The sequence below is a fragment of the Saprospiraceae bacterium genome, from assembly GCA_016712145.1.
Lineage (GTDB): Bacteria > Bacteroidota > Bacteroidia > Chitinophagales > Saprospiraceae > Vicinibacter.
In genome coordinates this window covers 1,029,510-1,044,524 of the sequence record JADJRO010000001.1, presented here as the reverse complement: position 1 = coordinate 1,044,524, position 15,015 = coordinate 1,029,510, and the positions used below count along the sequence as shown (strand labels likewise).

11 protein-coding genes and 1 pseudogene are annotated in these 15,015 nt (G+C 37.4%); 7 read left to right on the top strand and 5 right to left on the bottom strand.

Features of this window, described 5'->3' with window-relative positions:
- Nucleotides 1-9: 9 nt before the first annotated feature.
- Both IPK91_04550 and IPK91_04545 read right to left on the bottom strand, forming a co-directional pair.
- Nucleotides 10-642, bottom strand: coding sequence for a hypothetical protein (locus IPK91_04550; GenBank protein ID MBK8296544.1), 633 nt, complete (start codon nucleotides 640-642; stop codon nucleotides 10-12).
- Nucleotides 643-655: 13 nt separating this feature from the next.
- A complete protein-coding gene (locus IPK91_04545) occupies nucleotides 656-1,048 on the bottom strand; it encodes a hypothetical protein (GenBank protein MBK8296543.1) in 393 nt (130 codons plus the stop codon).
- A gap of 73 nt (nucleotides 1,049-1,121) precedes the next feature.
- Between IPK91_04545 and IPK91_04540 the strand changes: the two genes are divergently transcribed.
- Nucleotides 1,122-2,348 carry an amino acid dehydrogenase gene (locus IPK91_04540; GenBank protein ID MBK8296542.1) on the top strand — a complete coding sequence of 409 codons (1,227 nt, stop codon included), beginning with the start codon at nucleotides 1,122-1,124 and terminating at the stop codon, nucleotides 2,346-2,348.
- Between the two features lie 135 nt (nucleotides 2,349-2,483).
- Nucleotides 2,484-4,319 (top strand): OmpA family protein, encoded by a 1,836-nt coding sequence (locus IPK91_04535; protein ID MBK8296541.1) that lies wholly within the window; start codon nucleotides 2,484-2,486, stop codon nucleotides 4,317-4,319.
- Between the two features lie 29 nt (nucleotides 4,320-4,348).
- On the opposite strand, the pseudogene IPK91_04530 reads toward IPK91_04535, so the two are convergent.
- Nucleotides 4,349-5,571: pseudogene (locus IPK91_04530) on the bottom strand (2-oxo acid dehydrogenase subunit E2).
- A 122-nt stretch (nucleotides 5,572-5,693) separates the two neighbouring features.
- Between IPK91_04530 and recR the strand changes: the two are divergent.
- The 5 genes from recR to IPK91_04505 all read left to right on the top strand — a co-directional run bounded on the left by recR (nucleotide 5,694) and on the right by IPK91_04505 (nucleotide 11,667).
- Nucleotides 5,694-6,305: a recombination protein RecR gene (gene recR, locus IPK91_04525; protein MBK8296540.1), complete on the top strand. Its 612-nt coding sequence runs from the start codon at nucleotides 5,694-5,696 to the stop codon at nucleotides 6,303-6,305.
- Between the two features lie 7 nt (nucleotides 6,306-6,312).
- A complete protein-coding gene (locus tag IPK91_04520; GenBank protein MBK8296539.1) occupies nucleotides 6,313-8,250 on the top strand; it encodes a glycosyltransferase in 1,938 nt (645 codons plus the stop codon).
- The gene (locus tag IPK91_04515) at nucleotides 8,251-9,423 is read left to right on the top strand and encodes an amidohydrolase (GenBank protein MBK8296538.1); all 1,173 of its coding nucleotides are present in this window, start codon (nucleotides 8,251-8,253) and stop codon (nucleotides 9,421-9,423) included.
- A gap of 200 nt (nucleotides 9,424-9,623) precedes the next feature.
- Nucleotides 9,624-10,895, top strand: a complete 1,272-nt coding sequence (locus IPK91_04510) for a sigma-54-dependent Fis family transcriptional regulator (protein ID MBK8296537.1) — start codon at nucleotides 9,624-9,626, stop codon at nucleotides 10,893-10,895.
- Nucleotides 10,896-10,971: 76 nt separating this feature from the next.
- Entirely contained in the window at nucleotides 10,972-11,667 is a 696-nt protein-coding gene (locus IPK91_04505) for a TIGR00730 family Rossman fold protein (protein MBK8296536.1), read from the top strand.
- Between the two features lie 15 nt (nucleotides 11,668-11,682).
- On the opposite strand, the gene IPK91_04500 is transcribed toward IPK91_04505, so the two are convergent.
- Together IPK91_04500 and IPK91_04495 are read right to left on the bottom strand one after the other, a co-directional pair.
- The gene (locus tag IPK91_04500; GenBank protein ID MBK8296535.1) at nucleotides 11,683-13,569 is read right to left on the bottom strand and encodes a hypothetical protein; all 1,887 of its coding nucleotides are present in this window, start codon (nucleotides 13,567-13,569) and stop codon (nucleotides 11,683-11,685) included.
- Between the two features lie 18 nt (nucleotides 13,570-13,587).
- Nucleotides 13,588-15,012 carry a choice-of-anchor B family protein gene (locus tag IPK91_04495; GenBank protein ID MBK8296534.1) on the bottom strand — a complete coding sequence of 475 codons (1,425 nt, stop codon included), beginning with the start codon at nucleotides 15,010-15,012 and terminating at the stop codon, nucleotides 13,588-13,590.
- Nucleotides 15,013-15,015: the final 3 nt, after the last annotated feature.

The window sequence follows — 15,015 nt, the reverse complement described above, 5'->3', positions numbered from 1 at the left end:
TAGATATCCTTAATTATTTATCAATTCAAGAATGCGTGAAGGTATTTTGTCTTTTGCAGTAGCTTGATATTCTTCGTAGGTGCAAGGAATCAGTTGATTGGAAAATTCATTATCCAATAAAGGTTCCTCAAACCACCATTTGCCCGTGTTTTCTGATTTATAGAATTTGATGATGTAATCCAGATTTTTAATTTCAACCAAATATTGGGTAAGGGATTCCCGTTTAACATTTTGATCTAATTGTTTAAGATGACAGCCTTCCCAAAAATACCAGGCCATTTGGGCTACTAATCGAGCAGTAATCCCGTCAAGGTCTTCAGATTCATTCCAGGGTGAAATAAAATACATTTTAACGCGATCGCTCATTCCAGCCATTCGGGAAAGGGTAGATGCTTCTTCAGAAAATAATCCACTCGGGTTTTTTGTGCGATTGCCTGGACTTTCGCTAGATCTTATGGCATTTAAATCAAAATAAATGAATTCCGAACGACGTAAGGGTGGATCAAATGAAGAGGCACTGGCTCTGAATTCACCCGTTCTGTAATAATTTATTTTTTCAATATCGAATGCAACGTGTTGGCGTTGAAAAGCCAGAAAATTAAGTTCTTTCAGATACAACGATGCAATATCCACTGAATCCAAAAATCCGGAATGGTCACTGATGCAACTGGAGCGTAAAGGGCTCTTGAAGTTTTTGCTGTTGGAATTGGATCTCGTGGATTAATTTCAAATCAGCTCCAATAATGAGCAGGGTTTTATTTTTTGCGTATGCAAGATTTAATAAATTGCTTGCACGTTCTGTTACGGTGAGTGAATTTAAATTACCTCCATCTGCAATCAGCCTGTCATCAAAATAAGAAGCGGTAAGATGGTAAAAATGTTTTTTGAAGCTAGATTCAAATTCAGGCGAACAAAAATAAACTATGAATTTTGAATTGGCTGCAAGATGGTAATTTGCATCCTGATTTATCAAAATGTATCCAAGGCTTTGTTGATGAAAATCTGAGACAGAAGGGTCTTTTTGTCGAAACGCATTGTGGTCCATCATGTAAAACAAGTTTAATAAACACAAATTTACATATTAAATCTATATTTAATATGAAATGATATAAATTTGAATTATGATCCATTTTCTTCAAGATTATTTAAATAAACCCGCTGAAATTGTATTCGAATGGAACGATCCAAAATCAGAAGCAAAGGGCTGGTTGGTAATAAACAGTTTGACCGGTGGAGCAGCCGGAGGCGGTACCCGCATGCGAAAAGGCTTAACCCGCAGGGAAGTCGAAGATCTCGCAAAAACCATGGAAATAAAGTTTAAAGTATGTGGTCCATCCATCGGAGGAGCCAAATCAGGAATTGATTTTGATCCTCAAGACCCTCGGAAAGAAGAGGTTTTGCAACGTTGGTTTACAGCTATTAAGCCCTTATTGTCAAATTATTATGGCACTGCCGGGGATCTCAACATTGATGAACGAAAGGAAGTGAGGCCTTTTCTGTTGGACATGGGTATCAATCACCCACAATTTGGTGTATTGGAAGGTCATTTTCATTATCCGGATCACACCAAAAATGAAGTCTTAGAACAATTGAAGAAAGGTTGCGCCTTATTGGTAAAATCTGAAAAATTTAATCCCTCTAAAGAAAGTACCCTTTATTCAACCATTGATTTAATTACTGGGTACGGGGTGTATCAATCCATCGTTGCATTTTATAAAATATTTAAACAACAAACGGTAAGCGGTAAACGGGTTGCTATTCAAGGTTGGGGAAATGTAGGTGCAGCAGCAGGTTGGTACTTATCTCAGGCCGGTGCAAAGCTGGTCTTGATACAAGACAAGGAAGGGTTTATAGTAAACAACGAAGGTTTTGGCCGGGAATCGGTCGGCGATTTTATGAATCAAAAAATCAACCATACCATACAATCAGATCAAAAACGGCCCGCATCAGACTTAGATCAGGAATTAGAAAAACTTCAAATTGATTTGTTCATTCCAGCAGCTGCATCGAAATTGGTCGCTGAATCCAGTTATGATATTATGAAGCGGAATGGCCTCGAACTCATTGCCTGTGGTGCAAACGTTCCATTTAAGGAAGAAGGCTTATTATTTGGGCCACTGACAGAAAAAATCGACCGGGAGCTCGCTTTGATTCCAGACTTTATCGCTAATTGTGGGGTTGCCAGATTGTTTGCCTATTTAATGCAAAAAGATGTCGAAATCAGTGAAGAAGCTATTTTTCAGGATATTGAAGACACCATGCAAACTGCAATCTCCCAACTTTATACCCAAACACAACAAGCCCTGAAGTTGTCAGAAAACGCCTTGCGTTATTATGCTAAAAATTAATTTAAGTTATTGATTATCAGTAGTAAATGCATATATATTAATATTTATATTCCAGCCTACAAAAATGGCTGAATTTTTGCATAGCTTTGTTTGGGGTTTTAGGTGAAGATGAATTTATTAATAAAATCGAGCTAAATGGCTACAAAATTCTACCATGTACTCTTGCTTATCTTATGGGCGAATTTTACGTTCGGTCAGCAACATGATACCATTCCAGTAAGACAGGACAACAGTCTGATCTCTACCTCTGATACAACAGGTACCAATGATGGCTTAACAAAAGTTTCAAAATCTAAGATTGTATTGGGTAACAGCAATGAAGCTGACTGGAAATCCGGTAAAGCAAAATATCCGCCAAAACCCAAACATATGTGGGAATTAGGTCTTGGAGGCGGACATTATTTTATTCATGGTGACGTAGACCCTAAAATTCCTGGTTATGGTTTGTCCCTTCACCTGAGAAGAGCAATCAATTATACATTTTCATTCAGAGTAGATTTCTTTTATGGAACCGCCTTTGGATTAGAGCCACAACCTTATACCAAAGCACTTGAAGTAGAAACATCCGTTTTTCAAGGCTATGGTTCACAAAATGCCTGGTTTCCTGCTTATAAAACCCAATATTTTTATGGAGCAATTGAAGGCATTCTAAACATAGGAAATATCTTATTTCATAAAGACCGCAACAAATGGAATAGCTATTTGATTTTAGGAGCGGGTCTCGACCACAACAACACAAAATTAGATTTAAGAGATGCCAATGGCAATGTATATACCAATCTGATTTCTTTAAGCGAATATTCGGATGCCGCATTTAACAAGAGGCAGGGTAGAATAGACATCAAGAAGAAATTAAGAGGACTTTATGACGGTGATTATGAAACGCCAGCCTTCAAGAAAAAAGGAATTTTTCGTTTGAACGATAAGACCAATATTCATCCGATTTTTATTGGAGGAGTAGGAGTGTCAAGGAAGATCAACCGGAGGATTAATATTGCGTTAGAGCATCAGGTTCATTTTTCGGACAACGATTATTTGGATGGGATCATTTATCGCAGCGATGTAGATCAAACAACACAAAATGATTATCAGCACTATACCAATTTGAGATTAAATATCAATTTGGGAAGATTTAAAAAACGGAAAGAACCCTTGTATTGGTTAAACCCATTGGATGCGGCATTTACTGATATTGCTGATTTAAAACGCAGACCAATCTTTGATCCAAAAGATACTGACCAGGATGGTGTCATTGATTTGTTGGATCAAGAAAACGAAACGCCTGCCGGTGCGCCTGTAGATCCTAAAGGAATTGCATTGGATAGTGACAATGATGGCATTCCGGATCATAAAGATGCTGAACCATTTTCTCCACCGGGCTTTCAGGTTAATGAAAAAGGAATCGCACAGGTGCCAGTCGTGCAACCTGGAATGTCAGAAGATGATGTTAAGCGTATTGTAGATAATCGATTGGGAGTTCCACCTGGAACTTTTGATAGTACTGGAGGAAAAGGATTATTAAGCAACATAGAATGGTTTTTACCTATGATCCATTTTAAATTGGACGAGTACTGTATCGATTTAAAATATGTTCCACAATTAGCCAGCGTTGCCCATGTAATGCAAACACATCCTTCATTGAAAGTAACGGTTTTTGGACACACGGATATCCGTCATTCCAATGCATATAACAAAGTACTTTCTTACAATCGAGCAAATGAAGCAATAGAATATCTTGTAAATACCTTCAACATTCCTCGTACCAGATTTAAATTAATGTATGGAGGTGAAGAAGCACCTCTCGGAGGGCATAACAAAAACTACCATGTAAATCGTCGCGTTGAATTCAGAATCAGTCAAGCAGACGATGCTGAAATGCCAATGCCAGATGGCCCAAAGGCTGGAGCTTGTCATAAATCATGGAGTCGCAAAGCCGCTACAGAATCAAAAGAGGCAACACAAAAGAAATAAGGAGTTGATTGTTTTCAATCAGCATGCTTTTATAAAAGCATGCTGATTGGATTCTCTAAAATAGTTTTTAAACTTTGTAAAAATTTTGCCCCACTTGCTCCATCAACGGCGCGATGGTCGCACGATAAAGTCATCTTCATCCTGTTTGAAATTACCAGACTGTCATTTTTTACAGCAGCTTTCTTTTGTATTGAACCAATCGCCAATATGCAAGCATCCGGTGGATTGATGATGGCGGTAAAATGCTCAATGTCAAACATTCCCAAATTGGAAATCGTAAAGGTGTTTCCTTGCATTTCATCCAGGTTCAGTTTGCGTTCTTTAGCACGTGCTGCTTTGTCTTGAATTTCATCCTTAAGGTGGGTCAATGTTTTTTGATCTGTATTACGGACAACCGGCACTACCAATCCATCCTCAATGGCAACCGCAATTCCAATATGGATGTCGTTGTGGTAAATCATTTTATCATTCGTCCAGGAAACATTAACTGCTAAATTGGAGCGTAAAGCAATCGCACATGCTTTACAATTAAGTCGTTGTAAGATATTTTTTGAGGAGAAACTGCATTTAATTGATTGCGAGCTTCAGCGCAAGCATCCATATCCACCTCAGTAGTAAGATAAAAATGGGGAGCAGTAAATTTGCTTTCTGAAAGTCGTCTTGCGATCGTTTTCCTCATTTGGCTATTCATAACTTCCCGATCGCCTTGTTGCGTTGGTGCGGCGTAGGATGTGGAGAGACCAGGTTTAGCGACTTGGTTTGCCAGATTTTCTACATCTCTTTTGACAATGCGACCTTGTTCGCCTGTACCACTTAGATGTTCCAAACTAAGCCCTTTCTCTTTGGCCAATGATTTTGCCAGGGGAGATGCTTTGATCCGGGTATCTGTAGGCTCTGGAGGCATCACCTGGCTATCAGCAGGTGCGTCTGAAGCTTGAGGTTCCGGGGATTTGGTTGCATCTTTAGCTTCAATTGAAACTTGTTTCGAGCTATCTAAGAAATTTTCAAAGTTTTCTCCTTTTTGACCGATAATAGCAATGATTCCATCAACGGGTACCGCCCCTTCATTCACTGCAATGTGCAACAATACACCATCTTGATAGGCTTCCAGATCCATAGTGGCTTTATCAGTTTCCACTTCTGCCAAAATATCACCAGGTTTTATGGTGTCTCCGACTTTTTTATTCCATGTTTTAATAAATCCTTCTTGCATGGTATCAGAAAGTCGGGGCATCTTTATTGCAATAGCCATCTTTTGTAATTTTGCGTAAAATTAATCTATTCGGTTGTTTTCAAAGATAAACCGCAACGATTCTAAATATAAAGATTCATAATCAATCGTTTATAGTTGAATAAATTCTATAATTTTAACGCATGAATTCAATCTCGAAAATTGTGGATGAGGCTGTTGCCGCATTCAGTACCTTGCCCGGAATTGGAAAAAAGTCAGCCCTTCGCATGGTCTTGCACCTGGCTCAACAAGACAAAAAAAAGCTGGAAGATTTGTATGTGGCGGTAAAGAATATCTCAGAAAAACTGATTCGTTGTAAACAATGTTTTGCTTATTCAGATTCAGAATTATGTACGATTTGTAGTGATCCGGTTCGAAATCAACAGACCATCTGTGTAATTGAATCGATACGGGATTTATTTGCTATTGAAGAATTGCAACAATTCAGAGGCGTTTATCACGTTTTAGGAGGATTAATTTCTCCAATTGATGGAATGGGACCGGAAAATTTAACGATACATTCTTTGTTTAAGCGAATTGAAAATCAACCCATCACTGAATTGATCTTTGCAATACGACCGACGATTGAAGGGGATACTACATCCTATTACATTACCAGACACTTAAACAATCCGACGTTGAAAATTAGTATGCTTGCCAGGGGTGTTTCATTTGGGTCTGAGTTAGAATATGCCGATGAACTTACTTTAAGTCGTTCGCTACTCAATCGCACGCCCTATATTATTAGTGAATAAACCAAACGTGAAATTAAGCATCCTCATTGTAAACTACAATGTTCGCCATTTTTTAGAACAATGTTTGACTTCGGTTGAGAAAGCCATCCGGAATGTCGATGCAGAAATTATTGTAGTGGATAATGCCAGTGTCGATGATTCTTTGGACATGTTAAAGGAACACTTTCCTAAAGTGAAAGTTATTGCTTCAAAAATAAATCTTGGATTTGCCAAGGCCAATAATTTAGCAGCCAAACAAGCACACGGTGAATATATACTTGCTTTAAATCCGGATACGGTTGTGGAAGAAGATTGCTTTACCAAGTGTATTCAATTTTTTAATTCGCATCCAAAAGCAGGAGGCCTTGGTGTCCGGATGATTGATGGTTCTGGAAAATTTTTACCTGAATCTAAGAGAGGATTTCCAGGATTTTGGGCAGCATTTTGCAAGATGACTGGAATCTATAAATTGTTTCCGTCAAGTGCACTCTTTAATCAATATTACCAAGGACATTTGTCGGAACATGAATCAAACAAAGTACCTGTTTTATCAGGTGCATTTATGATGTTGCCAAAAGCTGTTTGGGATCATGTCAAAGGATTTGATGAAGATTATTTTATGTATGGTGAAGACATTGATTTATCATACAAAATCGAACAAAGCGGTTATAACAATTATTATTGCGCAGATACAAGCATCATTCATTATAAAGGAGAAAGTACCAGCAAAGGAAGCTTGAATTATGTGATTGCATTTTATAAAGCCATGATCATCTTTGCGAAGAAACATTTTGATAAATCGAATCGGTGGGCACTGGTATCAATGCTTACCATGATCTTAGGAGCAAAAGCTTTTTTTACACTTATTAAAAATTACCTTGCTACAATTCAAGTAGTTTTATTAGACGCAACCGTATTAAGTGTTGGCTTTTATTTGATTCGGCAGTATTGGGCAAAATACTATCATGGAGATATCCATTATTTTAATAGTCCGGCAATTCTAGTAAACACTGCACTGTTTGTATTGATTTGGATCGCTTGTTTTTATTTTCAGGGAGTTTATGAAAAGAAATATGCACTAAAAGATTTATTAATAGCCGCAATTTGGGGATTTATCCTTAACCTGAGCCTGTATGCCTTGTTTCCGGAAGATTGGCGTGCATCCAGAATGTTGTTGATCTTGTCTTTCTTATGGGTCATTTTATATGCTGTATTGAGTCGCTTGGTTTTAAACAGGCTCATAAGAAAATCCTGGATGATTGGCACAGTAAAATCAAAACATGTTTTGGTAATTGGGGATGTTCAGGAATTGGAGAAAGTAAAATCCCTGATGCAAAAGACTGAACATACAGATCAGTTTCAATTAATATCTGTTGAACATCTAACACAAATGGGATCTGAGCAATGGAAAGATTACATTCGTATTCATGGAATTCAAGAACTGGTTTTTTGTCAAAATAAAATGGAGTGGAAACATATCTTATCTTTTATGTCTAACATGAAGGATTTGATTAATTACAAAATTATGACAGCTTCCGGATCGGGTATCATAAGCAGTCCATCAAAAAACAATCAAGGTGAAATTTTGTCATTGGAATTGGAATACAATTTATCCAAGCCTGTTTATTTAAGACAAAAACGTTTCTTCGATATTTGGTTTTCAATTATGTTATTGATATTTTCCTGGATGGTTATTTTTATTTTTAAAAGCAAAAGACAATTTTTAAAAAACATAAGTTCGGTAATTTTAGGAAAGCGAACCTGGGTATCCTACCAACAAAGTCCGGAGCCTTTGGATAATTTACCAGTGATTAAACCCGGTATTTTAGTACCCATCCATAACAATGAACGCATTGTGATAAAAGAATTAGAGGCACAATTATTGAGTATGTATGCATGGAATTACTCTGTATGGAACGATCTCGATATTTGTTTACGTAACTTTCATAAATTAGATCAACATTAAATGGATTCCAGGATTGACATCATAAAAAACTATGTTTCGAGCATTCAAACACAATTGATTGAATTGCGAAGAGATTTGCATGCCCATCCTGAATTGTCGTTTCAAGAAGCGAATACCTCACTTAAAATTCAGTCCGTCTTAAATCAGTTGGAAATCCCGCATTCCATTGGTTGGTGTAAACATGGTATCGTAGGTGAAATACAAGGCAACAAACCTTCGGGTCGACTGGTGGCGTTGCGGGCTGATATGGACGCATTGCCAATTCACGAAAAAAATCAGTGTTCATATAAATCAAAGCATGAAGGGGTGATGCATGCATGTGGACATGATGTACACATGACCTGTTTGATTGGTGCACTCAGAATACTCAATCAAAACAAAGACCTGTGGGCTGGAAAAGTAAAATTTATTTTTCAGCCAGCAGAAGAGAAGCTACCAGGTGGGGCCTCGATCCTGATTGAAGAAGGCGTTTTAAATCATCCTGTTCCGGATTTAATTATCGGTCAACATGTCCAACCCGGAATGGAAGTAGGGCGGATTGGAATTGGACCCGGCGCTTTTATGGCTTCCTGTGATGAAATTTATATTACAATTAAAGGCAAAGGAGGGCATGCTGCGCAAGCCCATTTATGTATTGATCCCATCGTAATTGCTTCGCAACTTATTTTGGCATTGCAAGCCTTTATGAATCGGGAAAAACCAGCAAATCAGGCATCCGTGCTGAGCATCGGAACCTTTCAAACCAATAGTGAAGCGACGAATATCATACCCGATGAAGTCAAGCTTTCCGGAACATTTCGCGCATTAGATGAAAATTGGAGAAGGTTTGCGCATCAACGAATCAAGGACTTGACTTTTTCAATTTGTAAAGCGTTTAATGCGACGTGCGATATAGACATTCAAATTGGATATCCCTGTTTGATCAACAATCCAGGGCTAACCGAACAATTAATTCAAATTGGAACCGACTATTTAGGTGGAGGAAACGTTGAACGATTGGAGTCACGCTTGACCTCTGAAGATTTTGCGTATTATTCCCAAAAGATACCGGCAGTTTTTTACAGACTGGGAGTTGGGCAGGTGCCGGGTGTCCATCGGTCTGATTTTGACATCGATGAGTCCGCAATCGCTTATGGTGCAGGAACTATGGCCTACCTGGCAATGAGTCTTTAATCCGCAGTTTCAGTTTGACGGAATGTTGAACATCAAGCCACTATGTATCTGTGTTTTTTAATATAATGCAGGCTGGCTTTCTGATTTTATAAGTGGGGTTAAATTACATATAAAATAATTTACTAATTTGTAACTAAATATCAGACAGTATGTTAATTTTGTCTTTCCTTAGTTATTGAACTTATAATTACAGTTTTTGCATGGCGAGAATCCTTATTGTAGACGACGAACAGGCAATCCGAAGAGCGCTTAAGGATATATTAATCCTTGAGAAGTATGAGGTTGAAGAAGCGATTGATGGCTTAGACTGTCTCGTAAAGCTTAAACAAAAGGAGTTTGATGTAATCATCCTGGATATTAAAATGCCCAAGATGGATGGAATGGAAGCGCTTGATAAAATCCAGCTTCTGGTTCCAGATACCCCTGTAGTTATGATCAGTGGGCATGCTACCATTGACACAGCGGTAGAAGCTGTAAAGAAAGGCGCTTTTGATTTTATTTCAAAGCCACCCGACTTAAATCGGCTGTTAATTACGATTCGCAACGCCATTGATAAATCCTCTTTAATTACAGAAAAGAAGGTTTTACAGAAAAAGGTTTCGAAGATTAAAATTCAGGAAATCGTCGGAGAATCCAAACAAATCATGAAGGTTCGCGAAACCATTGATTTAGTTGGACCCACAGAAGCCAGAGTTTTAGTAACAGGTCCTAATGGAACCGGTAAAGAGTTGGTTGCACGATGGATTCATGAGAAAAGCAATCGGAATACGGGAAGCATTGTAGAAGTTAATTGTGCTGCCATTCCTTCTGAATTAATAGAAAGTGAGTTATTTGGTCACGAGAAAGGTTCGTTTACCTCAGCGATCAAACAAAGACTGGGTAAATTTGAATTAGCCAATGGAGGAACCTTGTTTTTAGATGAAGTAGGCGATATGAGTCTATCTGCACAAGCGAAAGTATTGCGCGCCCTTCAGGAAAGCAAAATAACCCGTGTTGGTGGTGATAAAGAAATTTCAGTGGACGTGCGGGTAATTGCCGCAACCAATAAAGATCTTCGGGAAGAAATTGCACGAGGTCGGTTTCGGGAAGATTTGTACCACCGATTGGCGGTTATAATCATAGAAGTGCCTTCATTAAATGATCGCAAAGACGATATCCCTGTTTTGGTTGATCATTTTGTAGAGCATATTTGTTATGAATATGGAATGCCTGTCCGGAAAGTAGATGATGCCGCAATTGAAGAATTACAAAAATACAATTGGACAGGAAACATCCGAGAGTTGCGAAATGTCATTGAGCGATTGATCATTTTATCAAAAACTAAAATTACACGCAAGGATGTATTGGATTTTGTAATCCCGGCAAGCCAGCGAAATTATCGTTACAAAGAGTTATTTGAACAATTTGATAGTTTCCAGGAATTAAACGATTTTATTAAAAGAGAATTTACTGCGTTTAAAACGCCAGTTTAGTAATAATACCATGAATATTTTCTAAAGCCTGTCTATCCTATTTGGAGACAGGCTTTTTTTATCTAAAGCCTATTTTATGAAAACACAAAAACAATGGTCGCAAATTAAAGGAGAAAACAGCTGGACAATGTTTAAGGTAATAGCAGAGTTTGTCGATGGATTTGAAACCTTAAATCGAATTGGCCCTTGTGTTTCTATTTTTGGTTCTGCCCGGGTTCGCGAAGACAATCCACATTACCAATTGGCTATGGCAGTAGCAGCACGGTTGGTTGAAGAAGGCTTTGGGGTGATTACAGGAGGAGGACCGGGAATTATGGAAGCCGCTAACAAAGGTGCTTTTATTAATAAAGGGGTTTCTGTTGGCTTAAACATTCATTTGCCTTTCGAACAATCAAACAATACATACATTGACTTTGACAAGAATTTACATCACCGTTATTTTTTTGTACGCAAGGTGATGTTTGTAAAATACTCCCAGGCGTTTATCGCAATGCCGGGAGGATTTGGTACACTGGATGAATTGTTTGAAGTATTAACCCTCACACAAACCCATCGCATCAATAAAGTGCCCATTATTTTAGTAGGGAAAACATTTTGGGAACCTCTAAAAAAATGGATCGTTGATGTCATGGTAAATACCTATCAATATGTCAGTCCCGAAGATCTTGATCTGATGCCCATTGTGGATACACCAGAGGAAGTGGTTTCGCAAATATTAAGTTATTATGAAGGGGATAGCTCAAAAGGATTGAGGCCTACTTTTGAATTGTAAATCCAATTACACAATTTAGTTTTGAAATTTCCAGGTAATTCCAAAACGAAAATAAAAATCATATAGTGGATAGCTTTTTACAAGACTTGGACGTTTTTCATTCCAAAAGGAATCTAATTGGTCAGCATATAAACTCAATTTAAAATCCGAAATATTGAAATGCATGAACAGTCCCATGCTATATAAAAAATCATTGCTAATATTAGAACTATAAAACGATTGCAGAATCGGATTGAAGTTAAATTTGTAATCAAATTGATAAAGTTTAAACTGCAAGCCAAATTCAGATTGGACTATTTTTTTAAAAATATGTTGATTGTAACTAATTGTATGATCAGAATGCCATCCATTTAAATGTGCAGGATCCGGTTGATAGGATTCTAAATAAAATTGATTGTGGGTATTCCACTTTCTTGCGGTGTAATTTAAATGGAATTGCAGTGCGGTCTTAGCTATAGAAGAAACTGCTTTTGGATGAGCCGTGCTGTCAAAATAAACAAAATTCGAAAAATTCGAAAATTTCAAATCAAATCCTGCGTTCAGAGAACCTCTACTTGTCAGTTTCAATTGAGCAGCCCACTCTGTAATAAAGGGACTGGAATAGGCTTGTTCCCAAAAATAAGATTTATTCAAATTTAAATAGCTGAAACTATAAGGGATCGGACTTTGCGTATGCATTGCGCTAAATAGACCGCTTAACCATTTGCTATGAATTAGTTCTGATGAAACGTGTGCATTCAACCCAATTTTTTCATCAAAGTATATAGCTGAAAGTCTGGTATTGATTGCGTTTCGTCTTTTAAATTTAAGTTGATTAATAAATGAAATTGCTGTTACCGTTTTGTTTTGATTCAAGCTATCATGATCCAGGTTATTTAAATCTAATTGGTATTCAATGGAAGATTGAATGTTTGGTAGATTGATAAGCTCCAGATTTATTTTTTGGCTGATTAATTTAGCATGTAAGTAATTTTGAATAGTAAAGCTGTCAACATAAAAATATTTATAAAGTATGGAATCAAGTGGATTTCCGGAATCCCTGTAGTTAAAAGCGAATAGACTATAAAATCCATTGTAACGAATGATAGGATTAATGAGTTTGTTGGATTTAGTAAAACGATATTGCAGATTTAATAATACAGATCGTTCAAATTGTAAGGATTTTGCTTTACTGTTGTTTATGGGTACTGATTCGCGTACTCTGTAATTAGGGTCGAGCAAGAAGCTGTCGTTTACAATTCCCCAATGGTCTTGTGATCCATGTCGTTCGTCTGAAAACACAAGGCTGCTTGAAAACGATTCCTTGGGGGTTTTATAAAAAATCCCTGTGTTAAACAAGGTATTTTCCTGGGCACCCAAAGCATAGATTCCTTTGTTTTGCTGGCGGTTGTATGAAAAATTCCAAATGACTTGGTTTTTAAAGCGGGAAGCAAATATTAAATGCAGGTCGTAATTGTCTTGAAAGCTAGCTTGTGAATTCGTAAATGAACGCCCTCTTTGTAGTTCAATTTCTGAAATTGCTTTATTGGGTGAAATAAATCGATAGTTCTCTATTGCCTGATTGTCAAACCGGAGCCCGTGAAGCGCATGATCCCAAAGTCTGTGACCAAATGATTGTGTTGGATTCCAGAATCGTGCAGGGTGGGGCATGTTTAATTTAATTCCTGGCAACTTATTTTCCTCCAATAAATAATCGGAAATACTGTCCATTGTTTTAATATCAAAAGCATTGACAGCATCAAATTGAATAATTTCTAATTTGATTTTATTGATACTATCCAATGTCAATTTCTTAAGTGAATCTACCTCTGTTTGGGCAGTTGCCTGTTGGATGCAAATGCAACAAATACCGATAAGACCTATCAGGTAAATTAATAGTTTGCTATTTCCATTTAAATTCAATAAATAGAATTAAAACGGTTAATGATGAATTTTACTTAGAGATGTAACAACCTGTCTGTGATCTGCTGAAATTAGTTTCAACCAATAATATCCAATCGGCAGGTCATCCAATTTAATTTGGATTGAATGGCTATGATTTTCAATTTTAGTAGATTCAATGAATGTCCCTCTCGCATCAAATAATTGGCATTCTACAAAATTCAAGTTCAAATCCGTTTCAATAGTTACAGTGTGGCTTGCAGGATTTGGAAATAGTTTAACGGTACCGTTTAGTATCCCATCAGACGTGCCAACCGGATTGCATGAATAGACTGCATTGCAGGGTTTTTCAACACCTTCAACAACAAAGAGACCATTTTGCATGTCTGCCACAACAATATTTCCGGATGGGAGATATGGATAATTTCCCCAGGAACCTTTATAACTTAAGTTATTGGGTAGCGTGGAAGTTGGATAATACGCTTCCAATTTCGGTTTGGAAGGATTTTTAATATTATATACTTGTAGTCCGTCGTAATAATAAGATACGTATGCATAATCACAAGAAACCAAGGGATTATGAGGTATCGCAATGGCGGTATCTTTAGCTGGAGAAAGTAGCGACACCACGTTTCCATTTACAATATCTGATAAGTCAAATACTTTTAGAGGCAACCCGTGATTTTCATCTGCCATAACATAGGTTTTTCCATTGGGTGTAAGCCAACCAGAATGATTGTAACCTGAGTGTGGATATTCATTTGGTTTTAATGTTAGGATGGGTTTGGGATTAGAAGCATCAGAAAAATCCATTATGGCAAATCCGGAAGGTCCACAATTCAGGTAAACTGTATCGTTGCGAGCGTATGCGTCGTGTACATGCGAAGCAGTGATGTCTCCAAATTTATTATAACGTCCTATGAATTTAGGTTTTTCCGGATTGATGATATCATAAAGACCTAATGCAAAAAATCCATCTTTACCATTTTCTGAACACGTGTAAAGTCTTGCTTTTGGAATATCAATAAAAATATTGTGTACACGTGTCATAAATTCCCTTGAATCATACACCACGATTGCAGTATCAGGTAAGTTTGAAATATCTATTATTTGAAGACTGCTGCTGCCTTCATCGCAAACAGCATAGAGGTAACAACGGTAATCATCGTAGTCTCTGTGAATTACATCGGGTCCATTAAACGCACCGGGAATTAAATAGCGTTCAAACAAATTTTTCGGATCGCTTACATCAATGATGTGTGTTCCTGAAGTTGAACCAATGACCCCATATTCATGTCCATTTACCCAAAAACCCCAGGCTTCATTAAATGCATTATCATAAGCAGAAGAGCCGACCACTTTTGGATCCCTCCAATGACCAAGTAAATTTAATTTTTTCGGTTGAGCATCTAAATTAATAAATGAAAAGCAAATTAAAAAGTACAGGAATGCATGTTGATTCATGAA

What these genes read in the sequence shown, in the direction of transcription:
- IPK91_04545 (MBK8296543.1), bottom strand. Translation starts at nt 1,048, where the DNA reads ATGATGGACCACAATGCGTTTCGACAAAAAGACCCTTCTGTCTCAGAT.
- IPK91_04540 (MBK8296542.1), top strand. Translation starts at nt 1,122, where the DNA reads ATGATCCATTTTCTTCAAGATTATTTAAATAAACCCGCTGAAATTGTA.
- IPK91_04535 (MBK8296541.1), top strand. Translation starts at nt 2,484, where the DNA reads ATGGCTACAAAATTCTACCATGTACTCTTGCTTATCTTATGGGCGAAT.
- recR (MBK8296540.1), top strand. Translation starts at nt 5,694, where the DNA reads ATGAATTCAATCTCGAAAATTGTGGATGAGGCTGTTGCCGCATTCAGT.
- IPK91_04515 (MBK8296538.1), top strand. Translation starts at nt 8,251, where the DNA reads ATGGATTCCAGGATTGACATCATAAAAAACTATGTTTCGAGCATTCAA.
- IPK91_04510 (MBK8296537.1), top strand. Translation starts at nt 9,624, where the DNA reads ATGGCGAGAATCCTTATTGTAGACGACGAACAGGCAATCCGAAGAGCG.
- IPK91_04505 (MBK8296536.1), top strand. Translation starts at nt 10,972, where the DNA reads ATGAAAACACAAAAACAATGGTCGCAAATTAAAGGAGAAAACAGCTGG.
- IPK91_04495 (MBK8296534.1), bottom strand. Translation starts at nt 15,012, where the DNA reads ATGAATCAACATGCATTCCTGTACTTTTTAATTTGCTTTTCATTTATT.